Source organism: Photobacterium jeanii, assembly GCF_001650345.1.
GTDB lineage: Bacteria > Pseudomonadota > Gammaproteobacteria > Enterobacterales > Vibrionaceae > Photobacterium > Photobacterium jeanii.
On record NZ_LVHF01000015.1, the window covers coordinates 208,980 to 229,266 of the forward strand.

The 20,287-nt window shown below is 49.1% G+C and carries 25 protein-coding genes; 16 read left to right on the forward strand and 9 right to left on the reverse strand.

The genetic code is table 11. From position 1 onward, the window contains the following. Positions 1-3: 3 nt before the first annotated feature. Positions 4-1,479: a succinylglutamate-semialdehyde dehydrogenase gene (gene astD, locus A3K86_RS09065; protein ID WP_068330577.1), complete on the forward strand. Its 1,476-nt coding sequence runs from the start codon at positions 4-6 to the stop codon at positions 1,477-1,479. Between the two features lie 68 nt (positions 1,480-1,547). After that, the gene (locus A3K86_RS09070; protein ID WP_068330612.1) at positions 1,548-2,342 is read left to right on the forward strand and encodes a DUF1338 domain-containing protein; all 795 of its coding nucleotides are present in this window, start codon (positions 1,548-1,550) and stop codon (positions 2,340-2,342) included. A gap of 98 nt (positions 2,343-2,440) precedes the next feature. Here the strand turns inward: A3K86_RS09070 and A3K86_RS09075 are convergent, their stop codons facing one another. Then, on the reverse strand, positions 2,441-2,635 hold the full coding sequence (locus tag A3K86_RS09075; RefSeq protein WP_068330578.1) for a hypothetical protein: 195 nt from the start codon (positions 2,633-2,635) through the stop codon (positions 2,441-2,443). 226 nt (positions 2,636-2,861) lie between these two features. Further along, entirely contained in the window at positions 2,862-3,494 is a 633-nt protein-coding gene (gene crp / locus A3K86_RS09080; protein ID WP_068330579.1) for a cAMP-activated global transcriptional regulator CRP, read from the reverse strand. 272 nt (positions 3,495-3,766) lie between these two features. On the opposite strand from crp, the gene A3K86_RS09085 reads away from it, so the two are divergent. Beyond that, entirely contained in the window at positions 3,767-4,171 is a 405-nt protein-coding gene (locus A3K86_RS09085; protein WP_068330580.1) for an OsmC family protein, read from the forward strand. Between the two features lie 82 nt (positions 4,172-4,253). Here A3K86_RS09085 and A3K86_RS09090 read toward each other — a convergent pair whose 3' ends face one another. Then, the gene (locus tag A3K86_RS09090) at positions 4,254-5,123 is read right to left on the reverse strand and encodes a phosphoribulokinase (RefSeq protein ID WP_068330581.1); all 870 of its coding nucleotides are present in this window, start codon (positions 5,121-5,123) and stop codon (positions 4,254-4,256) included. Positions 5,124-5,202: 79 nt separating this feature from the next. Further along, positions 5,203-5,421 (reverse strand): YheU family protein, encoded by a 219-nt coding sequence (locus tag A3K86_RS09095; protein ID WP_068330582.1) that lies wholly within the window; start codon positions 5,419-5,421, stop codon positions 5,203-5,205. 1 nt (position 5,422) lies between these two features. Between A3K86_RS09095 and A3K86_RS22655 the strand changes: the two genes are divergently transcribed. Then, positions 5,423-5,566 (forward strand): hypothetical protein, encoded by a 144-nt coding sequence (locus A3K86_RS22655; protein ID WP_157599461.1) that lies wholly within the window; start codon positions 5,423-5,425, stop codon positions 5,564-5,566. On the opposite strand, the gene A3K86_RS09100 is transcribed toward A3K86_RS22655, so the two are convergent. From A3K86_RS09100 to A3K86_RS09110, 3 genes are all read right to left on the reverse strand, one after another. After that, a complete protein-coding gene (locus A3K86_RS09100) occupies positions 5,550-6,518 on the reverse strand; it encodes a hydrolase (RefSeq protein WP_068330583.1) in 969 nt (322 codons plus the stop codon). The genes A3K86_RS22655 and A3K86_RS09100 overlap by 17 nt on opposite strands. 83 nt (positions 6,519-6,601) lie before the next feature. Continuing rightward, positions 6,602-7,075: a TIGR02444 family protein gene (locus A3K86_RS09105; protein ID WP_068330584.1), complete on the reverse strand. Its 474-nt coding sequence runs from the start codon at positions 7,073-7,075 to the stop codon at positions 6,602-6,604. After that, positions 7,062-8,984: an ABC transporter ATP-binding protein gene (locus tag A3K86_RS09110; protein WP_068330585.1), complete on the reverse strand. Its 1,923-nt coding sequence runs from the start codon at positions 8,982-8,984 to the stop codon at positions 7,062-7,064. The genes A3K86_RS09105 and A3K86_RS09110 overlap by 14 nt, the downstream gene beginning before the upstream one ends. Before the next feature lie 204 nt (positions 8,985-9,188). Between A3K86_RS09110 and kefG the strand changes: the two genes are divergently transcribed. From kefG to slyD, 4 genes are all read left to right on the forward strand, one after another. Continuing rightward, positions 9,189-9,767 carry a glutathione-regulated potassium-efflux system ancillary protein KefG gene (kefG, locus tag A3K86_RS09115; protein ID WP_068330586.1) on the forward strand — a complete coding sequence of 193 codons (579 nt, stop codon included), beginning with the start codon at positions 9,189-9,191 and terminating at the stop codon, positions 9,765-9,767. Beyond that, the gene (gene kefB / locus A3K86_RS09120; RefSeq protein WP_068330587.1) at positions 9,757-11,592 is read left to right on the forward strand and encodes a glutathione-regulated potassium-efflux system protein KefB; all 1,836 of its coding nucleotides are present in this window, start codon (positions 9,757-9,759) and stop codon (positions 11,590-11,592) included. The genes kefG and kefB overlap by 11 nt, the downstream gene beginning before the upstream one ends. A gap of 62 nt (positions 11,593-11,654) precedes the next feature. Continuing rightward, entirely contained in the window at positions 11,655-11,864 is a 210-nt protein-coding gene (locus tag A3K86_RS09125; protein WP_068330588.1) for a YheV family putative zinc ribbon protein, read from the forward strand. Positions 11,865-11,945: 81 nt separating this feature from the next. Next, on the forward strand, positions 11,946-12,524 hold the full coding sequence (gene slyD, locus A3K86_RS09130) for a peptidylprolyl isomerase (protein WP_068330589.1): 579 nt from the start codon (positions 11,946-11,948) through the stop codon (positions 12,522-12,524). A gap of 65 nt (positions 12,525-12,589) precedes the next feature. Here slyD and A3K86_RS09135 read toward each other — a convergent pair whose 3' ends face one another. Together A3K86_RS09135 and A3K86_RS09140 are read right to left on the reverse strand one after the other, a co-directional pair. Beyond that, on the reverse strand, positions 12,590-12,811 hold the full coding sequence (locus tag A3K86_RS09135; RefSeq protein WP_068330613.1) for a SlyX family protein: 222 nt from the start codon (positions 12,809-12,811) through the stop codon (positions 12,590-12,592). A 14-nt stretch (positions 12,812-12,825) separates the two neighbouring features. Further along, positions 12,826-13,803, reverse strand: a complete 978-nt coding sequence (locus tag A3K86_RS09140; RefSeq protein WP_068330590.1) for a WD40 repeat domain-containing protein — start codon at positions 13,801-13,803, stop codon at positions 12,826-12,828. A gap of 130 nt (positions 13,804-13,933) precedes the next feature. Here A3K86_RS09140 and fkpA point away from each other — a divergent pair, with 130 nt between their 5' ends. The 8 genes from fkpA to fusA all read left to right on the forward strand — a co-directional run bounded on the left by fkpA (position 13,934) and on the right by fusA (position 20,106). Continuing rightward, on the forward strand, positions 13,934-14,761 hold the full coding sequence (fkpA, locus tag A3K86_RS09145) for an FKBP-type peptidyl-prolyl cis-trans isomerase (protein WP_068330591.1): 828 nt from the start codon (positions 13,934-13,936) through the stop codon (positions 14,759-14,761). 262 nt (positions 14,762-15,023) lie between these two features. After that, positions 15,024-15,713, forward strand: a complete 690-nt coding sequence (locus A3K86_RS09150; protein ID WP_415860033.1) for a helix-turn-helix transcriptional regulator — start codon at positions 15,024-15,026, stop codon at positions 15,711-15,713. Continuing rightward, positions 15,710-16,102 carry a sulfurtransferase complex subunit TusD gene (gene tusD / locus A3K86_RS09155; protein WP_068330593.1) on the forward strand — a complete coding sequence of 131 codons (393 nt, stop codon included), beginning with the start codon at positions 15,710-15,712 and terminating at the stop codon, positions 16,100-16,102. The genes A3K86_RS09150 and tusD overlap by 4 nt, the downstream gene beginning before the upstream one ends. Positions 16,103-16,122: 20 nt before the next feature. Continuing rightward, the gene (tusC, locus tag A3K86_RS09160; RefSeq protein ID WP_068330594.1) at positions 16,123-16,479 is read left to right on the forward strand and encodes a sulfurtransferase complex subunit TusC; all 357 of its coding nucleotides are present in this window, start codon (positions 16,123-16,125) and stop codon (positions 16,477-16,479) included. A gap of 31 nt (positions 16,480-16,510) precedes the next feature. Beyond that, positions 16,511-16,804, forward strand: a complete 294-nt coding sequence (tusB, locus tag A3K86_RS09165) for a sulfurtransferase complex subunit TusB (protein WP_068330595.1) — start codon at positions 16,511-16,513, stop codon at positions 16,802-16,804. A 179-nt stretch (positions 16,805-16,983) separates the two neighbouring features. After that, on the forward strand, positions 16,984-17,358 hold the full coding sequence (gene rpsL, locus A3K86_RS09170; RefSeq protein ID WP_004399892.1) for a 30S ribosomal protein S12: 375 nt from the start codon (positions 16,984-16,986) through the stop codon (positions 17,356-17,358). Between the two features lie 93 nt (positions 17,359-17,451). Next, positions 17,452-17,922: a 30S ribosomal protein S7 gene (rpsG, locus tag A3K86_RS09175; protein ID WP_068330596.1), complete on the forward strand. Its 471-nt coding sequence runs from the start codon at positions 17,452-17,454 to the stop codon at positions 17,920-17,922. A gap of 87 nt (positions 17,923-18,009) precedes the next feature. Beyond that, positions 18,010-20,106: an elongation factor G gene (fusA, locus tag A3K86_RS09180; RefSeq protein WP_068330597.1), complete on the forward strand. Its 2,097-nt coding sequence runs from the start codon at positions 18,010-18,012 to the stop codon at positions 20,104-20,106. The last annotated feature ends 181 nt before the right edge of the window (positions 20,107-20,287 follow it).

The window sequence follows — 20,287 nt, forward strand, 5'->3', positions numbered from 1 at the left end:
AGGATGACAGATTCACGCGCAGTACATTGGATTGCTGGACATTGGGTTACAGGCCAAGGCGAGCCACTCACTTCTCTTAATCCGTTTGACAATGAGGTAATTTGGCAAGGCGATGCTGCAACCGCAGAGCAGGTAGAGCAGGCTGTATCGAGTGCTCGCGACGCTTTATTGCAATGGCATCATACGTCATTGGCGGAGCGTCAGGCTGTGGTAGAAAAGTATGCTGAGCTGCTTAAAGAGCACAGCGAAACTATCGCTATCACTATTGCTGAGGAAACCGGTAAACCCCTGTGGGAGACTCGCACTGAAGCGGGTGCCATGGTAGGTAAGATAGCAATATCGGTGCGGGCTTATAACGAGCGTACCGGTTACAAACAAAAAGAAGTCGCAGGGGCAACCAATGCAGTTCTGCGTCATCGCCCGCTCGGGGTGATGGCGGTGTTTGGTCCGTATAACTTCCCTGGACATCTACCTAATGGTCATATCGTGCCAGCACTGCTAGCGGGTAATACCGTGGTGTTTAAGCCGTCTGAGCTTACCCCTAAGACGGCTGAGCTGGCGATGAAGCTGTGGCAACAAGCCGGATTGCCTTCCGGGGTCATTAACTTAGTGCAAGGCGCGCGCGCGACCGGTGAAGCTTTAGCTGGCTCTACAGGCATTGATGGGCTCTTGTTTACAGGTAGTGCGAATACGGGGCATTTGCTGCACCGTCAGTTTGCTGGTCAACCGGGCAAAATGCTGGCGCTGGAAATGGGCGGTAACAACCCTATGGTGATCGCCAAAGATCACGGCGATCTTGATGCGACGGTGTACACCATTATTCAATCCGCGTTTATCAGTGCGGGGCAGCGTTGTACTTGTGCGCGCCGTTTGTATTTGCCGCTTGGTGAAGAAGGGGATGCAGTACTGAATCGCTTGGTAGAAGCGAGTGCCAAATTGCGGGTCGATGGTCCGTTTGCCGATCCTGCGCCATTTATGGGACCGCAGATCTCCGAGCGTGCCGCTGATGGCATCATTGCCGCGCAAACTAATTTGGTGAATTTAGGCGGTGAAGTTTTGCTGGCAGCCAAACGTGGTCAAGGGGCGATTGTGACTCCGGCGATCATCGAAGTCAGTAAGATCGCCAAGTTGCCCGATGAAGAGTATTTCGGACCGCTACTGCAAGTAGTGCGCTACCGTGACTTACCACAAGCGGTAGCGATGGCGAATGATACTCGCTATGGCTTATCGGCAGGCTTGGTGTCCACCAATGATGACGAATGGCAGTATTTTATCGACCATATCCGTGCTGGGATCGTGAACCGCAACCGCCAGCTAACAGGCGCCAGCGGTGACGCCCCGTTTGGTGGACCGGGAGCATCGGGTAACCTTCGCCCAAGTGCTTACTACGCCGCTGATTACTGTGCATATCCGATGGCCTCCATGGAAGGAGAACAAACGGAATTACCCGCACAATTATCACCAGGTATTACACTGTAATTGAGTTAATCGTCAAAAGCGGCAGCCACTTGGGGTTGCCGCTGTTATCAGCAGGGGAAGATCGCATCATGGAAAGAGTAGAGCAGCTGTTTAACCATTTGTGGCAAGACTATATTGAGCGCCTGTGCCCGTCGGCTGATCAGGTGCATGACTTACTGACCGAAGATGAACCTTTGCTCAACGATCACATTGCATTGCGTACCTTTAATCTACCTCGGGTTGGGTTAGACGTGCTGGCTGCTCCTTTTATCGCCATTGGCTACAAGCCTTGCGGTACCTATCATTTTGAAGCGAAAAAGCTTTATGCCGAGCACTTTGAACACCCCAATCCTGCTGCGCCAAAAGTCTTTATCAGTGAATTGCTGGTGGGCCAGTGTTCTTCGCTGCTACAGCAAACGGTGCGTAGTCTGATTGAGCAAGTACCGGAGCAAGCGATGAAAGACCCAGCCTTCTTGTACGGTGGGCGGTTATGGGATGTCGACTTTGCGACTTATGAGTTATTGGCCGCAGAAAGTGAGTATGCTGGTTGGTTGGCCGCTCACGGCTTTGGCGCGAATCACTTTACGGTCAGTATTAATCAGCTTGAGCAGTTTACTGAGGTCGCAGAGGTGAATCACTTGTTGGAGCACAATGGCTTTGCCATCAATAAGTCGGGGGGTGAAGTGAAAGGCAGTCCGCAAGAGATGCTTGAGCAATCTGCAACCATGGCTGATAGAGTGCCGGTGGCGTTCTTAGATGGGGTGCGAGAAATTCCAGGTGGGTTCTACGAATTTGCCAAGCGCTACCCTGGTGAAGATGGTGAGTTATACACGGGGTTCGTGGCGGCCTCGGCCGATAAGATTTTTGAAAGCACAGATAGCTAATTGCTTGTTATCAACAAGGCGAGTGTCACAGTGTTAAAGCGGCAGTGAGAGGTCATTGCCGCTTTGTTGTTATTTGGTCAATGATAAGACCAAGGCGCTTAATACAAACCTTCTAGTGGGGGTGACCAACGACCTTCTTCGCGATCGCGCGGTGTGTCGTTACTGATGGCGAGCAATTGTTCAAGGTAATGACGTTTACCGCTGAAGCCGGTCATTTCCACTGTCGGTGGAAGTGGCGCGACTAGAGGCGTATTGCGCGTGGTGGAGTGGGGAGAAAAACGTTCGATATCCATATCGTCACCTGCTACTGAGTCCCATTGGTTGTATGCGCAAAAGCAATACAACTGCTATGCACAATGTAGCAAAGGGGGCGAACAAGGCAAGTGGATAAAGAGTGACCAGTTTGGCACTTTCGACTTTTGTCGCGATATTGTCATGATGGCAGAGAGCGAACAAATTGCGATATAAAAAAAGCCGCCCAAAGGCGGCTTTCACAATGTCGCTCGAAAGAGGCTAGGCTTAGCGAGTACCGTAAACCACGATAGTCTTGCCGTGAGCAGAAATTAGGTTTTGCTCTTCTAGCATCTTCAGAATACGACCAACGGTTTCGCGAGAACAACCCACGATTTGGCCGATTTCTTGACGAGTGATCTTGATTTGCATGCCGTCTGGGTGAGTCATCGCGTCAGGTTGTTTTGCTAGGTTAAGTAGCGTCTGTGCGATACGACCCGTTACGTCTAGGAATGCAAGGTCACCCACTTTTTGGCTGGTCACTTGTAGGCGGTTTGCCATTTGAGCTGACAGGCGCATCAAGATATCAGGGTTAACTTGGATAAGTTGACGGAATTTCTTGAACGAGATTTCCGCTACTTCACAAGGAGTCTTAGCACGAACCCAAGCAGTACGCTCTTGGCCTTCTTCAAATAGACCTAGTTCACCGATGAAGTCACCTTGGTTAAGGTAAGACAGAATCATCTCTTTGCCTTCTTCATCCTTGATCAGAACAGCAACAGAACCTTTCACGATGTAGTAGAGGGTTTCTGCTTTCTCACCAGCATGAATCAAAGTGCTTTTAGATGGGTACTTGTGAATGTGGCAATGTGAAAGAAACCACTCTAGGGTTGGATCTGTTTGAGGTTTACCTGGAACCATATTACTAACTTCCTCTGCGTTTGTTGCCCAACAACGACGTCCCTATAATTTCAGTCTGGGCCTAACAATAGAATTGCTCGCTGGTTAGGATATTAAGTCAGCCGCTGGGCTGCAAGCTCACTTGAATAATTAATTGAGAGTTTAACTTTTTTCGTCCCGTATTTCTTGATATTGATCTATCTGAAATCGTCATTTTCTACTCATAAGTGTGCACATGATCACACCGTTGTGAGATAGTCAAAAAATGGCGCGAAAACGACAAGGAGAAGGCAATGCAATCGCGAGTAAAATGGGTAGAAGGAATGACCTTTTTAGGTCAGTCAAATTCTGGTCATAGCGTAGTAATGGACGGCAATGGCGGCGAAAAAGCGCCAAGTCCGATGGAGCTGGTATTGATCGCCGCGGGTGGCTGTAGCTCGGTGGATGTGGTGGATGGTTTACAATCCGCAGGGCAGAAAATTAGTGGCTGTGAGGCCCAAATCTCGTCGGTACGTCGCGAAACCGCGCCACGAATTTTTACCACCGCCAATTTACACTTTGTGGTGACAGGAACCGATCTGGATGAAGCCTTGGTGGCTAAAACGGTTTCTGACTCACTCGAAAAATACTGCTCGGTATGTTTGATGCTTGGTGAAGGGGTCGAATTAACCCATTCTTACCAAGTTGTCGCAGCATAAAGCTATCCCTAATGAGCATAAAAAAACGGAGAAGCCAGTCTTCTCCGTTCTTATCTCTATTGCGACTTGTTGACGCCAATAGTCAGCTTATCTTACCGGTTTCAATCAGTTGCTGGATCAGTGGTCGCATGATCAACTCCATCGCAAAACTCATCTTACCGCCCGGTACCACCAAGGTATTGTGACGCGACATAAAAGACCCTTGGATCATCGACAGTAAATACGGGAAGTCGACGTTTTTGATCCCCCGAAAGCGGATCACCACGAAGCTTTCATCCAAGCTTGGGATCGCCTTAGCACTGAGTGGATTGGAAGTATCAACTGTGGGTACGCGCTGGAAGTTAATGTGGGTACGCGAAAACTGTGGGGTAATGTAGTTGAGGTAATCGTCCATTGAACGAACGATGGACTCCATCACCGCTTCACGGGAATGACCACGATCGCGAGTATCACGCACGATCTTTTGGATCCACTCCAAGTTAACAATCGGTACCATGCCGATCAGTAAATCGACATGCTGAGCAGCATTGATTTCACCATCCACCACACCGCCGTGCAGCCCTTCATAGAACAGCACATCGGTATTTTCGGGTAGCTCTTGCCACGGGGTGAAGGTCCCCGGCATTTGGTTGTAAGGCACCGCCTCATCAAAGGTATGGAGATAACGGCGGAACTTGCCGCTACTGTCTTCGCCATACTGTCGGAAGAATTGTTCAAGCTGAGCGAAGTCGTTGGCTTGAGGACCAAAGTAGCTGATGTGGCGCCCTTGCTCTTTGGCTTTACGGATCTCGACATCCATTTCCGGACGAGTAAAGCGGTGGAAGCTATCACCTTCCAGCCAAGCGGCGTTAATGCCCATCATATTGAACATTTTGCGGAAGGCTTCAGAGGTGGTCGAGGTGCCTGCCCCCGATGACCCTGTTACTGCAATAATGGGATGTTTTGCAGACATGACAAACCCTGTCGTTAAGATTAACGATCAGTTATTAACAGGATGTTGCGATGAGTGCAAGGGCAAAGCTGAGACGAAATTAGATTTTGAGATCTCGACGAAGCTTAATATCGACCGATTCGTGTAGCTCTGAGTACATCACTACCGCATCGCCATTGGCGAGTTGCTGGCGGACGTGAGCGACTTTTTGTGCCAGGCTCAATTCTTGTTCACCGTAGTCGGTGCCTTCACGAAGCACAAAGTGTTCGATTAAGTTATCTAAGGTTTCTGGGGCGATGTCTTGCCAAGGAATAATCATAGTGACTGCTTTGATTGCGGGCGTTGATAACATTATCAAGCGGATGGAGGGTGGTTGGCAAGCGAGTTGGTTAACAGGCTTGGGTCAACACAAGCCTGTGAGTGTTTGGCAAGAACGGCGGAAAGTGCTTAAACGAAGCGACTAAACCAGTGCGGTACTGTGCTCTCTAACCAAAAGCTTGGGTTGCGCCACGAACCAGTAACAAACCCGACATGACCGCCTTTTTCACTCAGGTGATAGTCGATGTGAGCGGGCAGCGGCTGCGCTGGTATCACGTCGGTGGTCATGAAGGGGTCGTCAGCGGCGTGGATCACTCGCAGCGGAATAGTGACCTGATGCAAACGCGGTAAGCCACTGCAGCGCTGGTAGTAGTCGCTGGCATCTTGATAACCGTGCAATGGTGCGGTGACCTGATCGTCAAACTGGCGCAAGGTGCGAATATTGGCAACGTGATGGGCTGCGAGCGGCATGGCTTCAGGAAGCAGGGCAATTTTCTGGCTCAAGTTCTTTTTCATCGAACTGAGTAGGTATTGTTTGTAGACCTTAGAAAAGCCTTGCTCGATCCGCTCAGCACAGGCATTTAAATCCAGTGGTGGGGAAATGACTTGTGCGGCGGTCAGTTGACTATCGTCGCCGTATTCTGCGAGATAGTTGACCAACATATTTCCACCTAGCGATACCCCTACAGCGAGTAAAGGCGCGGTAGGGAATTGCTGGCGTAGCCATTGGATAAAGAAACGCGCATCGCTGGTTTCACCGGAGTGATAACTGCGTGCGACGCGATTGATTTCGCCGCTACAGCCGCGAAAGTGCATCATCACCCCAAGCCAGCCTTGTTGTTGGGCGGCGTGGAGTAATCCGTTGGCGTAGGGGCTATGAAAGCTACCCTCTAAGCCGTGGAACAGAACCAGGATCGGCTGATTGGGTTTGCTATTGGTGGGCACATCGGTCCAAGCAATATCGAGAAAATCACCATCGGAGGTTTCTAATCGTTCGGTATGAGGGGTAAACAGCGGCGTACGACGCAAAAAACGCGGTAATAAGGTTTGCAGATGCGGGTTACTGAGCCCTTTCGCAGGGGTAAAAGCCGTGGTCATGCGTGGTTCCTTATGTGTTGTTATTTGGTCATCGACAAGGTCGCTGCCTTGTTGCCGATATTGCCGCAAGTTAGGCTCGTGCTTTAACGAGCCAATAGTTTATCCATCAACGCCAACGCTCCAATCGATTGGCAATAGCGCGCCAAGTTGGTTGCGGGTTCATCTGGTGTTACGGCTTGCAATGTCATTTGGTTTAAATGGGCTATCAAGTCGTGCTGTTGCTGGCGTTCGACTTTGAGTTCAAAGTCTTTAAGCTGCTGATAGCCAGCGTCATCCAACTGCGGTTTGAGCGCGCGGCGCATTGCACGGTAATCCTGTAGCAAACCATCGGTCGGTTGTAAGCTCTGTTGCAAGCGATGACGCTGATCTGCACTCAGTATTACGTGTTGGCTATCAAGCCATAGCATCAGCAGTGCGAAGTTTACGCTGCCATGATGAAAGGTTTGCAGTGCCAAGCAAGCGGCTTCGACATCGGCTTTGAAGTAATGGTCGTAGCTGAAATCCCAAAATGCTTGATGAGCGAAGGCGTGTTGCTCGAAAGTATTAGCCGTTGGCATGTTGTTGCTCCATGGCTTCGAGTTGTTCTTGGCAGTCCATCCACTCCATTTCGACATCTTCAAGGCTCGACTTAGCTTCGGCTTGGCGTTGCAGCTGCTCGTTAAGACGTGCCTTGTTTTCAGCTTCGTAGATGCTGGTATCGCTAAGCTGGGTTTCAGCATCAGCGATGGTGGCATTGAGCTTGTCCATCTGAGTTTCAAGCTTGGTGATTTGCTTGCGCAGTGGCGCCGTTAGTTTACGGAACTCCGCCTCTAATCGTTTTTGCTCTTTGCGCGAAGCTGCGCTGTTGTCTTTGTTGGTTTCAGGCTTGGTCGCCTGTTGCTCACGACGCTCGTTGCGTTGTTGCTCGGTTAGCCATTTGTGGTAATCGTCTAAATCACCGTTAAAGGGTGCCACTTGGCGGTCGTGAACCAGATATAGATCATCGGTTGTTGCACGCAGTAGGTAACGGTCGTGGCTGACGATAACCATCGCCCCTTCGTAAGATTGCAATGCCAGCGTCAGGGCTTGGCGCATATCTAAGTCGAGGTGGTTAGTTGGTTCATCGAGTAGCAATAGATTAGGGCGTTGCCACACAATCAAGGCCAGTACCAAACGCGCTTTTTCACCGCCCGAGAAAGGACCGACTTTTTCTAACGCTTTATCACCGATAAAACCAAAGCTACCGAGGTAATCACGCAATTGCTGTTCGGTAGATTGCGGGGCGATACGCGCCATGTGTTGCACTGGGGTATCGTCAAGGTACAGAGTCTCAAGTTGGTGTTGGGCAAAGTAACCAATCTTCACCCCTTGCGAGTAGGTAAGATCGCCTGCTTTGGTAGGAAGATCGCCCGATAGGAGTTTGATCAGAGTCGATTTACCCGCGCCGTTACGACCCAAGAGACCAATACGGCTACCCGGAACAAGGTTCAGGCGGATTTTTTCCAAAATCATGTTGTCGCCGTAGCCTGCTGCAACTTCGTCCATCATCATGATGGGATTCGGCAGGGCGCTTGGCTCACGAAACTCAAAGCTAAATGGGTTATCAAATTGTGCGGGGAGCACTTTTTCCATTCGCTCTAGGGCTTTAATACGGCTTTGCGCTTGGCGTGCTTTACTGGCTTTGTATCGGAAGCGGTCGATGTACGACTGCATGTGCGCCATTTGCTTTTGCTGCTTTTGGAACATGGCTTGTTGCAGCACCAGCTTTTCTGCTCGTTGGTTTTCAAACGAGGAGTAGTTACCCGTGTACTCATTCAAGCGTTGGTTTTCAACGTGGATGATACGGTTCACGACAGGATCAAGGAAATCGCGGTCGTGCGAGATCAGTACCAGCGTGCCTCGGTAGTTTTGCAGCCATTTTTCTAGCCACAGTACCGCATCCAAGTCCAAGTGGTTGGTCGGTTCATCGAGTAGCAATAGATCAGAGCGGCACAGCAGAGCTTGTGCCAAGTTTAGGCGCATTCGCCAACCACCTGAGAATTGTGTCAGGTTCCACTGCATTTGCTCTTGTGAGAAACCTAAGCCGTTAAGCAGCTCGGAGGCACGAGCATTGATGCTGTAACCGCCAATGGTTTCCAGTTTGCCATGAAGCTCGGCAACGCGGTTGCCGTTATCTGCTGCCTCTGCAGCGGCTAGCTGGCGTTCAAGCTCACGGTATTCACGGTCACCGTCAATCACGTATTCGATCGCGCTGCGCTCAAGCGCTGGGGTTTCCTGTGCCACCCATGCCAGCTCCCAGTTAGCTGGGAATTGGTGATTACCCGCATCTAGGCTGAGTTCACCTTTTAGCAAAGCGAAAAGGGTAGATTTACCACAGCCATTTTTGCCCACTAGACCGACTTTGTCGCCCGGATGGATGGTGGCTGTAGCTTGATCAAGCAGGATCTTCCCGCCGCGTAAAAGTTGAATATCAGAAAAGGTAATCATCGATGGTTGTCGGGGGACAGAGCCCGCTCCAGAATAAACTGCCAATAACTTGCGGCAGTCTATACCAATCTCTAAGGGATACCAAACCAAGCGCGTGGGGAAATTGGCTGATCCCTTTGTGCCATAATTCGGTATGATGGTGAAAATACAGAAAATAATAGCGTGGCTGGCGCTATTGGATGTCGCAATAACACAGGGAGTGTTATGAGTTTACACACACCACCCAAGATTTTGGTGCTTTACGCCCACCCCGATCCGCAAGCATCGCTGGCAAATGCGGAAATGGTGTCGGCGATCCTCGGTCTACCGCATGTCACCGTACATGATCTCTACGGTACTTATCCTGACTTCTTCATTGATGTGGCGCGTGAACATGCGTTACTTGAACAGCACGATATCCTCGTTTTTCAACACCCTCTTTATATGTATTCGTGCCCAGCATTAATGAAAGAATGGATCGATGTGGTGCTTGGCAAAGGGTACGCTCACGGTGATGGTAATGCGCTGCAAGGTAAATATTGCCGCTCGGTGATCACTACAGGCGGTGCTGCGGAAGCCTATACGCCAGATGGCTATAACCGTGCCAGTATCCACGACATTCTTAAACCGTTCGAACTCACCGCCGATCTTTGTCAGATGCATTGGCTGCCGCCATTGGTATTGCACTGGGCGCGGCGGATCCCTAGCGGTGAGCGTGCCGTGCATGCCAAGCAGTACCACGATTGGTTGATTAACCCGTTTGGCGAGTTATCTGCATCACAAGGGGGAGAGCATGGCGAATGATTTGCTCTCTGTGAGTGTGGTGTTTTTAGCCTCTGCGGTGGTCGCGGTGCCGATTGCTCAGCGGCTAGGCTTGGGCTCGGTACTGGGGTATTTATTAGCGGGGATAGCGATTGGTCCGTGGGGGTTGGGGCTGATTTCCGATGTCGATGCCATTTTGCACTTCTCTGAATTTGGGGTGGTGTTACTGTTGTTCTTGATTGGGCTTGAGCTTAACCCTAAAAAGCTATGGCAGATGCGCAAACCCATTTTGGGCTTAGGCGGCGGACAAGTGGTGGTGACGTGTTTAGTGATCACCGCCGTGATGATGGTGATTGCCTTAATGCTGGCGAGCGGCAGCGCAACATCAACGGGCGTGGTCATGAATATCAGCTGGCAAGATGCCTTAGTGGTAGGGATGGGGCTGGCGTTGTCATCTACCGCGATTGCACTGCGAGTGATTGAAGAGCAAGGGCTCGCGGGCAGTGAAACAGGACAATCTGGATTTGCGGTGTTGCTGTTTCAAGATATCGCGGTGATCCCGATGTTAGCGTTTTTACCTGTGCTCGCGGGTGGCGGCGGTGGTAGTTGGCTGGACTTTGTTTGGATGGTCGGGGGCATCATTGTGCTCTTGGTCGGCGGTCATTTCTTGTTACGCCCTTTGTTCCGTTGGGTCGTCATGAGTGGGGTGCGTGAGCTGTTCAATGTCGCGGCGCTTCTTCTGGTGATTGGTATTGCGGTCGGCATGCAATCACTCGGCTTATCGATGGCGCTGGGTACTTTCTTAGCGGGTGTCTTACTGGCTGAAAGTGAATATCGTCATGAACTGGAAATCGCGATTGAGCCGTTTAAAGGGTTATTGCTGGGTCTGTTTTTTATCTCGGTCGGGATGGCAGTTAACCTTGGGTTGTTGCTGCAATATCCGTTATTAATTTTAGCGGCCGTGATTGGCTTGGTGGTACTCAAAGGGATGCTGCTTTACGGCTTGGCGCGTCTGTTTGGGATCCGTGCTAAATCCCGTAGCCAAATGGCAGCGATTTTAAGCCAAGGGGGCGAGTTTGGTTTTGTGTTGTTTACTGCCGCTCAAGGCGAAGGGTTATTAGGTCAGCAGTTAACGAGTTTCTTATTAGTGATTGTCAGTCTGTCGATGATGACCACGCCATTGTTATTGTTAATGCAAAACCGCTGGTTTACTTACCGTTTCCAAGCCGATGCTTCTGAGATGGAAAGTGATGTGGTTGACCGTGAACCTCGGGTGATCATCGCGGGCTTTGGCCGTTTTGGTCAGGTCGTGGGGCGCTTGATGTTTGCCAATAAAATTCGGGTCACGGTATTGGAGCGCGACCCAAGCCATATCCAGTTCTTGCGTAACTTTGGCTATAAAGTCTATTACGGTGACGCCACCCAGTTAGATTTACTGCGGGCTGCAGGGGCTGATAAGGCAGAGGCGATCATCATCTGTACTGATGAGCCGAGTGAAGTGATGGAAGTGGTGGAGTTGTGTCAGCACTATTTTCCGAACTTGAAAGTGATGGCGCGGGCGCGGAGTCGGGTTGAAGCGCACCAATTGCTCAGTCACGGGGTCGAAAATTTTTCACGAGAAACTTTTGCAGGTGCCCTTGATTTAGGACGGCAGACCCTTATATCTCTGGGTATGCACCCGTACCAAGCAACCAGAGCGGCATCGCGATTCAGTAAATTGGATGCCGAAGCGCTACGCGAGCTGTTGCCGCAGCATTCTGAAGATGTCCACTTAGCGACGCGGGCGAAGGAAGCACGTAAAGAGCTTGAAGACATTTTTGATCGGGAAATGCGCGGTGAACGTGAACGACATAACGGTTGGGACTGAACCTGATTGAGTGTGGTCGCAAAATCGGCTGCAATACCCGACCGTGGTATAGGGAAAGTAATATGGCGAAGAAACGTTTTATTGCAGGTGCGGTTTGCCCTGCATGCCAGCAACAAGATACGTTGCGCTGGTGGCAAGAAAATAACATCGAGATGGTGGAATGCGTTGCGTGTCATCATACCGATCGTCGTTTGCCAAAGTCAGCGCAAGATAATGAACACATTGCCAATGACAAATCTGAACAGGTCATTGGTATTTTTAAGCCAGAGTAGTGGCAAAAAAATCCATTGTGCTTATGGTGCTGAATTTAGGTATCATGCTCACTTTGCACCCTACTCAAACTTGGAGTAACCATGAAAGTCACTAAAGACATCGTAGTAAGCTTGGCTTATCAAGTGAAAACCGAAGACGGTGTAGTTGTTGATCAGTCAACGACTGAAGCCCCACTAGATTACCTACACGGTCACAACAACCTAATCGTAGGTCTTGAGAAAGCACTTGAAGGTCGTGAAGCTGGCGACAAATTTGAAGTGACAGTTTCTCCTGAAGAAGCGTACGGCGAGCACATGGCTGAGATGGTTCAGCGTGTTCCTGCAGACGTATTCCAAGGTGTAGACGAAATCACTGTAGGTATGCGCTTCCTAGCGGATACTGACCAAGGTCCTATCCCTGTAGAAGTAACTGAAGTTGACGGCGACCACGTAGTGGTTGACGGTAACCACATGCTTGCTGGTCAAACGCTATCTTTCGACGTAGAAATCGTAGCACTACGTGAAGCAACAGCAGAAGAAGCTGAGCACGGTCATATCCACCAAGGTGGCGGTTGTTGTGGCGGCGGTAGCTGTGGCGACGACCACGGTCACGATCACGCACACGAAGGTGGCTGCTGTGGTGGTGAAGGTAAAAGCGAAGGCGGTTGCTGCTCACACTAAGTCTTAATTTCTGATTAAGCATAAAAAACGGGAAGCCTTGGCTTCCCGTTTTTGATCTTGGGTTATTAATAATGCGGCGGTGGGGTTTCTTCTGATTCGTCGGCAAGGTTAGAGGTCTGGCTGCCTTTTTGTTTCTCAACCAGAAACTTCATTTGCACTTGCATGCGCTCAATCAGGAATTGTTGCGCCGTAAGGGCTTGGTTCAGCTCTTCGATGGTCTGATCCTGAAACGCCTGTTTCATTTCCAATTCATCGACTTGCGCACGTAGTTGTTCGATTTCTGTCATCGCATCAATACTCATTAGTCGGTGCTCCACGCTTGGACTATGCCCGATGAAGCGCCGGAAATTACTAATCCGTCGGATTTAATCGCCACATCATACACGACTGCGGATGGTGGTCGAGTATCTTGCTGGCTTGCTGCTTCCCAGCGGCCGAGGCTATCGCCCGTTTGGGTATCCCAAAGTTCGACTCTTCGTGAGGGGGTGCCTGTGGCGACTAACTGGCCGTCATCGGAAAACCGCGCGCTCGATAGATTTTGTTGGCGCAGGCGCACTGCTAATTCGCTTTGTTTCTCACCCGTCACTAAATTCCAAATAAACACTTCGTTGCCGCCGTCAGCGGTCAGGGCGAGTTGACCATCGCGTTGCAGCGCGACGCGGCTAATCCGCGAGTCATGTTCAAATTTATTGCGTACTTGTCCGGTTTGGGTATCCCAAAAGTAGGCGATGTAGTCGTTTCCGCCAGATAAGACGTATTTGCCATTGGGGGAAATAGCCACCGAATTGACTTTTTCTCGGTGGGCAAGGAACTCTAGCCGCCGTCCGCTGCCCAAGTCGATGTACAGTGCCTTGCCGTTCGATAACCCCAGCACCACATGCTGGCCGTTATTGGCGATATCAACGTCACGGATGATGCCGTCAGAGATCGACCACAAGCCGTCTGAGCGCCCCCAAGCTAAGTCCCAGACTGCGAAGTTTTGTGCCGTGGCGGTAATGGCGTAGCGGTTATTATCTGAAATTGCACTGCTTATCACGGTATTGTGCGCTGGATCTTGGGAACCAAACTTTGCTAAGTTTTTGTTTTGCTGCAGATCCCACAGTACGATACCTTGTTCGTTTGTGTAATAAAGCGCAAAGCGACCATCGCGACTCAGGCTGAAACTGGTCGCGCCATCTGTGGCTAATTGCCACCGTTGGACTTCTGAACCTTTGAAAAAACAGCCATGTAGGACGAACAAGGTCAGAAATAAGCAAATTCTTTGCGAAATTGAGCGCATTAAGCTTGAGTTCCGGTTGTTAGATCGGGAAAGAGATTAGTATATTGATATGGCATGCTTTTCACACCTATTGTTGAAAAGCGGAGCATAAAAAGTAATGAGGGTAACCTCGGTGAGAATGGAGAATTACATGAAACCTGTTCTAAAAATGTCAGTTTTGGCTGCAACAATTTTGCTTGCGGTAGGCTGCCAGGATGAAAAAGCGGCGGAAACAAAACCGGCAGAGCCTGCAAAAGTAGAGCAGGTGGCAGCTGAAGCAGCGCCAGCAACTTTCGCGTCTGAAGATGAAAAAGCGGCATACGCAATCGGTGCTTCACTAGCACAATACCTATCGGCAAACCTTGAGCAACAAAAAGAGCTTGGTTTGAACCTTGAGCGTGAGCACGTTCTAGCGGGTGTTAGCGATGTATTTGCTGACAAGAGCCGTTTGACGCAAGAAGAAACGCAACAAGCGCTTCAAGACTTGGACAAGCGTGTATCTGAAATCGTAGAAGCGAAAGCGAAAGCGAAAGCGGAAGCAGAGAAAACGCAAAAAGCCGGTGAAGAGTACCGTGCTGAGTTCGAGAAAAAAGACGGCGTGACGAAGACTGAGTCTGGTCTACTGTTCCATGTAGACACGCAAGGTGAAGGTGAGAAACCTGCGGCGACAGATACTGTAAAAGTACACTACAAAGGTATGCTAACTGACGGTACTGAGTTTGATAGCTCGTACAAGCGTAACCAACCAGCAACCTTCCCACTAAACCAAGTGATCCCGGGTTGGACTGAAGGCGTGCAATTGATGCCTGTTGGTTCAAAATTCACTTTCGTGATCCCGCCTGAGCTAGCATACGGCTCTCAAGCGAACCCAACGATCCCTGCAAACTCGACTCTAGTATTTGAAGTTGAGCTGCTAGACATCGTTAAGCCTGAGCAACCTGCGGCACCAGCTGAAACTGCAGAAGCGCCAGCACAATAAGCAATTGCGTTAATTCGCAAATCTTGCCTTACTTGAAAAAGACCCGACTTTTGTTGGGTCTTTTCGTATCAATTATCTGATAAACTTGCTACCAATAGTTGAAATTATGCTCATACTATTGCAATGCTATCGGTAAATAGCATCGGAATTGATACCAATCGGCATAATGCTCCGTAAAATAAGGCATTGTGTCGATTGGTATATGAGTATTAGCAAGGAAGAGTTGATAGTGGTATCTACAGATAACTTGGGTTCTGAAGTCATGGTCGAAGGTGAAGTGGTGAAAACGCGCGTTTTTACTGAGCACGATTACGTGATTTTACGTTCCTACGAAGCCGTGGTGGATGGTCTTGCTGCCCTGATTGGTCCCTTTTGTGAGATTGTTCTTCACTCGTTAGCCGACATTAATACTTCGGCGATCAAAATTGCCAATGGTGAAAACACCGGTCGTAAAGTCGGTTCGCCAATTACCGATTTGGCACTGCGTATGCTGCGTGACATTGAAGGCTCGGAGCGTAACTTCTCTCGCGCTTACTTTACCCGCGCCAAAGGCGGCAGCCTGATGAAATCGATCACCATTGCGATCCGTAATGGCGACAACGTTATCATTGGCTTGTTGTGTATTAACGTGAACTTGGATGCGCCGTTCGCTCAAATTCTTCAATCCTTCATGCCGACCGACGAAGCGAAGCAAGCGGCATCGACCGTTAACTTTGCTAGCGACGTTGATGAGCTGGTGGACCAAACCGTTGAACGTACCATCGAAGAAATCAATGCTGATAAGAACGTATCAAACAATGCGAAAAACCGTCAGATCGTGATGGAGCTGTTTGATAAAGGGATTTTCGATATTAAAGATGCGATTAACCGTGTCGCAGACCGCTTGAATATCTCGAAGCACACTGTGTACCTCTACATCCGTCAGCGTAAAACCGAGGATGGCGATAAATGACATTAAACTATGTCGTTGTGGTCGATGGTCCGGCTTATGGTAGCCAAGCGGCGCGCTCGGCTTACCAATTTGCTCAAGCTGTAGTGGCGCAAGGTCATCAGCTATCCCGTGTGTTTTTCTATCAAGATGGGGTGCACAACGGCTCGAGCTTGAGTGTTCCTGCCTCGGATGAGTTTGATTTGGTTGCGGCTTGGCAAGCATTGGCGAACGAGCACAAGGTCGAGCTGCAAACTTGTGTTGCTGCCGCTTTGCGTCGTGGCATTATCGGGCAGCAAGAAGCTGAGCTAAACGGCTTAACCAGTGCCAACTTGGCCGATGGCTTTGAGCAAGCAGGGCTAGGGGGCTTAGCTGAAGCGCTGTTAACCGCCGATCGCGTTATCCAATTTTAACCTGTAGGGCAGAAGTATTTATGAAAGCGTTAGGCTTTGTTTTCCGAACTGCCCCGCATGGGGTCAATAGCGGCCGTGAAGGGCTCGATGCGGTGCTGGCAACCTCTGCGTACAGCGAAGATCTGCAATTGTTTTTTGTTGGTGATGGCGTGTTTCAATTATTGAAGCACCAACAACCGAATGAAATCCTATCCCGAGATTACATCGCGACATTCAAAATGTTGGAACTGTATGACATTGAGCAAGTGTTTGTTTGTCAGCAGTCTCTTGCCGCGCGTGGTCTGACGGAAGAGGATTTATTGATTGATGTGACTGTGCTTGATGAAGCGGATGTAGCCAATCAACTCCACAGTTGTCAGCGCGTACTGGCATTTTAGTTAACCTTTCCCGCCTGCCTTTGAGGTAATTATGCTCCATACAGTGACGACCTCACCGTTTCAAAGCCAAGCTCTGGCCGATTGTTTGCGTTACAGCAGCGAAAACGATGTGATTTTGCTACTTCAAGACGCTGTTGTCGCGGCAATTGATGAAAATAACTGGTGCCAGACATTAAAAAATTCTGGGCGAAAAGTTTATTTGCTACAGGAAGATGCTCGTGCCAGAGGCTTAATCGATAAGCTAACAACTGATGTTGAAGTTATTGATTATACAGGGTTTGTAGCGCTTACCATCACTCATGATACGCAAATGAAGTGGGCATGATCGCCAACTTGCGCCATGATTCATAAAGTTAAATGCAGATTGTTTAAGAAATGATCATCTGATTGATCGCTGGTTAGATCTTGACACCTTTCTGCACGACGCCTAAAATTTCGCGTCCTCCTGTTGTTGGGAGGCAGATTTTTCACATTTACGAAAGTAATATTTTCAGGAGCTATTTAATGGCAACTATTAACCAGCTGGTACGCAAGCCACGTGCAAAGCAAGTTGTTAAAAGCAACGTGCCTGCGCTAGAAGCGTGTCCACAAAAACGTGGTGTATGTACTCGTGTATACACTACTACTCCTAAGAAACCTAACTCAGCACTACGTAAAGTATGTCGTGTTCGTCTAACTAACGGTTTCGAAGTAACTTCTTACATCGGCGGTGAAGGCCACAACCTTCAAGAGCACAGTGTTGTTCTTATCCGTGGTGGTCGTGTTAAAGACCTTCCAGGTGTTCGTTACCACACAGTTCGCGGTGCACTTGACTGTGCAGGCGTAAATGACCGTAAACAAGGTCGTTCTAAGTACGGTGTGAAGCGTCCTAAGTCTTAATGGATTTCCGTTAAGTAAGGCCAAACATTAATTTAAATATTTGAAGAAACTGAAAAGTTTTGGATAACCTGAAGAAGACAACGGAGAATTTCCATGCCACGTCGTCGCGTAATCGGTCAGCGTAAGATCCTTCCAGATCCTAAGTTCAAATCTGAATTGCTGGCAAAATTCGTTAACATCCTAATGGTTGACGGTAAAAAATCTACTGCTGAGAAAATTGTTTACACTGCACTTGATGCAATGGCTGACAAGTCTGGTGAAGAACACCTAGCAGTATTCGAAAAAGCTCTTGAAAACGTTCGCCCAGCGGTAGAGGTTAAATCTCGCCGTGTTGGTGGTTCAACTTACCAGGTGCCTGTAGAAGTACGTCCAGTACGTCGTAACGCACTAGCTATGCGTTGGTTGGTTGAAGCTGCGCGTAAGCGTGGTGAAAAATCTATGGCTCAGCGTCTTGCAGCAGAAATGCTAGATGCAGCTGACAACAAAGGTTCTGCTGTTAAGAAACGTGAAGACGTTCACCGTATGGCAGACGCGAACAAAGCGTTCGCACATTACCGCTGGTAATCCCGCAGGTAATAACCATGGCGCGACAGGCATTAGCCTGCCGCGCCAATTTCACTCTAAGGACCCCCTTAGTAAGAGGATACAATCGTGGCTCGTAAAACTCCTATTGAGCGTTACCGTAATATCGGTATCTGTGCTCACGTAGACGCCGGTAAAACCACTACTACTGAGCGTATCCTGTTCTACACTGGTCTTTCTCATAAGATTGGTGAAGTACACGACGGCGCAGCAACCATGGACTGGATGGAGCAGGAGCAAGAGCGTGGTATCACTATCACATCTGCTGCAACTACTACCTTCTGGCGTGGTATGGAAGCACAATTTCCAGAGCACCGCGTAAACATCATTGACACCCCAGGACACGTTGACTTTACTATTGAAGTAGAACGTTCTCTGCGCGTACTTGATGGTGCCGTTGTTGTATTTTGTGGCTCTTCAGGCGTTGAACCTCAGTCTGAGACTGTATGGCGTCAAGCTGATAAATACGAAGTTCCACGTATGGTTTTCGTAAACAAGATGGACCGTGCTGGTGCAGACTTCCTACGCGTAGTTGACCAAATCAAAAACCGTCTTGGCGCAAACCCTGTGCCTATTCAATTGAATATTGGTGCTGAAGACGAATTCAAAGGCGTGATTGACCTGATCAAGATGAAGGCAATCAACTGGAATGATGAAGATCAAGGTATGTCATTTACCTACGAAGACATTCCAGCTGAGATGCAAGACCTTGCAGATGAATGGCGTCAAAACCTAGTTGAATCAGCTGCTGAAGCAACTGAAGAACTAATGGATAAGTACCTGGAAGAAGGCGAACTGTCTGAATCTGAAATTAAAGCAGGTTTACGCCAGCGTACTTTGAACAACGAAATCGTTCTAGCGACTTGTGGTTCTGCATTCAAGAACAAAGGTGTTCAGGCAGTACTAGACGCAGTTATCGAATTCTTGCCATCACCAACGGAAGTAAAAGCTATCCGTGGTGAAGATATGAACGGCAATGATGTTGAGCGTCACTCAAGCGACGACGAACCATTTGCGGCATTGGCATTCAAAATTGCCACTGACCCATTCGTTGGCAACCTAACGTTTATGCGTGTTTACTCTGGTGTGGTTAACTCGGGTGACACGGTATACAACTCTGTTAAAGAGAAGCGTGAACGTTTTGGCCGTATCGTACAGATGCACTCGAATAAGCGTGAAGAGATCAAAGAAGTTCGCGCGGGTGACATTGCAGCTGCTATCGGTCTGAAATACGTAACAACAGGTGACACTCTATGTGATCAGGACAACAAAGTTATCCTTGAGCGCATGGAATTCCCTGAGCCAGTTATTCAAATCGCGGTGGAACCGCGCTCTGCGGCGGACCAAGAGAAAATGGGTATCGCGCTAGGTAAACTAGCGGCAGAAGATCCGTCTTTCCGTGTAGAGACCGACGATGAGTCAGGCCAGACACTTATCTCTGGTATGGGTGAACTTCACCTAGACATCATCGTTGACCGTATGAAGCGTGAATTCAGCGTAGAATGTAATGTTGGTAAACCTCAGGTTGCTTACCGTGAAACGATTCGTGGTAACACTGAAGTAGAAGGCAAGTTCGTACGCCAATCTGGTGGTCGCGGTCAATACGGTCACGTATGGCTGAAAATCGAACCATCAGAGCCGGGTGAAGGCTTTGTATTCGTTGACGAAATCGTGGGCGGTACAGTACCAAAAGATTACATTGGTTCTGTTGCTAAGGGTATCGAAGAGCAAATGAACAACGGTGTACTTGCGGGTTACCCAGTACTCGATGTGAAAGCGACGCTATTCGATGGTTCTTACCACGATGTCGATTCTAGCGAAATGGCGTTTAAAATCGCAGGTTCAATGGCATTCAGAAAAGGCGCGCTTGAAGCAAGCCCTGTTATCCTTGAGCCTATGATGAAAGTTGAAGTAACTACTCCAGAAGATTGGATGGGTGATGTTGTTGGTGACCTTAACCGTCGTCGCGGCATGATCGAAGGTATGGACGAAGGCCCTGCTGGTCTGAAGATCGTTCGTGCTCAAGTTCCACTATCTGCGATGTTTGGTTACGCAACTGATTTGCGTTCAGCAACTCAAGGTCGTGCATCTTACTCTATGGAATTTAGCGAATACGCTGAAGTTCCTAAGAACGTTGCTGACAGTATTATTGCAGATCGCACGTAATTGATATTGCGTCAGCGTTGATTGACGCATAAAATACAAACTTCGGACGCGCCCTCTAACCTAGTAGGGGGCGTATCTTAACTAGGAAGGAACACAATTGTGTCTAAAGAAAAATTTGAACGCGTAAAACCGCACGTTAACGTTGGTACTATCGGCCACGTTGACCACGGTAAAACAACTC

Bases quoted from the DNA above. Each gene is read 5' to 3' on its own strand.
- fkpA (WP_068330591.1), top strand. From the start codon at position 13,934: ATGAAACCTGTTCTAAAAATGTCAGTTTTGGCTGCAACAATTTTGCTT.
- kefB (WP_068330587.1), top strand. From the start codon at position 9,757: ATGGCGAATGATTTGCTCTCTGTGAGTGTGGTGTTTTTAGCCTCTGCG.
- A3K86_RS09070 (WP_068330612.1), top strand. From the start codon at position 1,548: ATGGAAAGAGTAGAGCAGCTGTTTAACCATTTGTGGCAAGACTATATT.
- A3K86_RS09105 (WP_068330584.1), bottom strand. From the start codon at position 7,075: ATGCCAACGGCTAATACTTTCGAGCAACACGCCTTCGCTCATCAAGCA.
- tusB (WP_068330595.1), top strand. From the start codon at position 16,511: ATGCTCCATACAGTGACGACCTCACCGTTTCAAAGCCAAGCTCTGGCC.
- A3K86_RS09110 (WP_068330585.1), bottom strand. From the start codon at position 8,984: ATGATTACCTTTTCTGATATTCAACTTTTACGCGGCGGGAAGATCCTG.
- A3K86_RS09090 (WP_068330581.1), bottom strand. From the start codon at position 5,123: ATGTCTGCAAAACATCCCATTATTGCAGTAACAGGGTCATCGGGGGCA.
- A3K86_RS09140 (WP_068330590.1), bottom strand. From the start codon at position 13,803: ATGCGCTCAATTTCGCAAAGAATTTGCTTATTTCTGACCTTGTTCGTC.
- slyD (WP_068330589.1), top strand. From the start codon at position 11,946: ATGAAAGTCACTAAAGACATCGTAGTAAGCTTGGCTTATCAAGTGAAA.
- A3K86_RS09095 (WP_068330582.1), bottom strand. From the start codon at position 5,421: ATGATTATTCCTTGGCAAGACATCGCCCCAGAAACCTTAGATAACTTA.
- A3K86_RS09125 (WP_068330588.1), top strand. From the start codon at position 11,655: ATGGCGAAGAAACGTTTTATTGCAGGTGCGGTTTGCCCTGCATGCCAG.
- A3K86_RS09085 (WP_068330580.1), top strand. From the start codon at position 3,767: ATGCAATCGCGAGTAAAATGGGTAGAAGGAATGACCTTTTTAGGTCAG.
- tusD (WP_068330593.1), top strand. From the start codon at position 15,710: ATGACATTAAACTATGTCGTTGTGGTCGATGGTCCGGCTTATGGTAGC.
- A3K86_RS09150 (WP_415860033.1), top strand. From the start codon at position 15,024: ATGGTCGAAGGTGAAGTGGTGAAAACGCGCGTTTTTACTGAGCACGAT.
- astD (WP_068330577.1), top strand. From the start codon at position 4: ATGACAGATTCACGCGCAGTACATTGGATTGCTGGACATTGGGTTACA.
- rpsL (WP_004399892.1), top strand. From the start codon at position 16,984: ATGGCAACTATTAACCAGCTGGTACGCAAGCCACGTGCAAAGCAAGTT.
- A3K86_RS09100 (WP_068330583.1), bottom strand. From the start codon at position 6,518: ATGACCACGGCTTTTACCCCTGCGAAAGGGCTCAGTAACCCGCATCTG.
- tusC (WP_068330594.1), top strand. From the start codon at position 16,123: ATGAAAGCGTTAGGCTTTGTTTTCCGAACTGCCCCGCATGGGGTCAAT.
- kefG (WP_068330586.1), top strand. From the start codon at position 9,189: ATGAGTTTACACACACCACCCAAGATTTTGGTGCTTTACGCCCACCCC.
- rpsG (WP_068330596.1), top strand. From the start codon at position 17,452: ATGCCACGTCGTCGCGTAATCGGTCAGCGTAAGATCCTTCCAGATCCT.
- A3K86_RS09135 (WP_068330613.1), bottom strand. From the start codon at position 12,811: ATGACAGAAATCGAACAACTACGTGCGCAAGTCGATGAATTGGAAATG.
- A3K86_RS09075 (WP_068330578.1), bottom strand. From the start codon at position 2,635: ATGGATATCGAACGTTTTTCTCCCCACTCCACCACGCGCAATACGCCT.
- crp (WP_068330579.1), bottom strand. From the start codon at position 3,494: ATGGTTCCAGGTAAACCTCAAACAGATCCAACCCTAGAGTGGTTTCTT.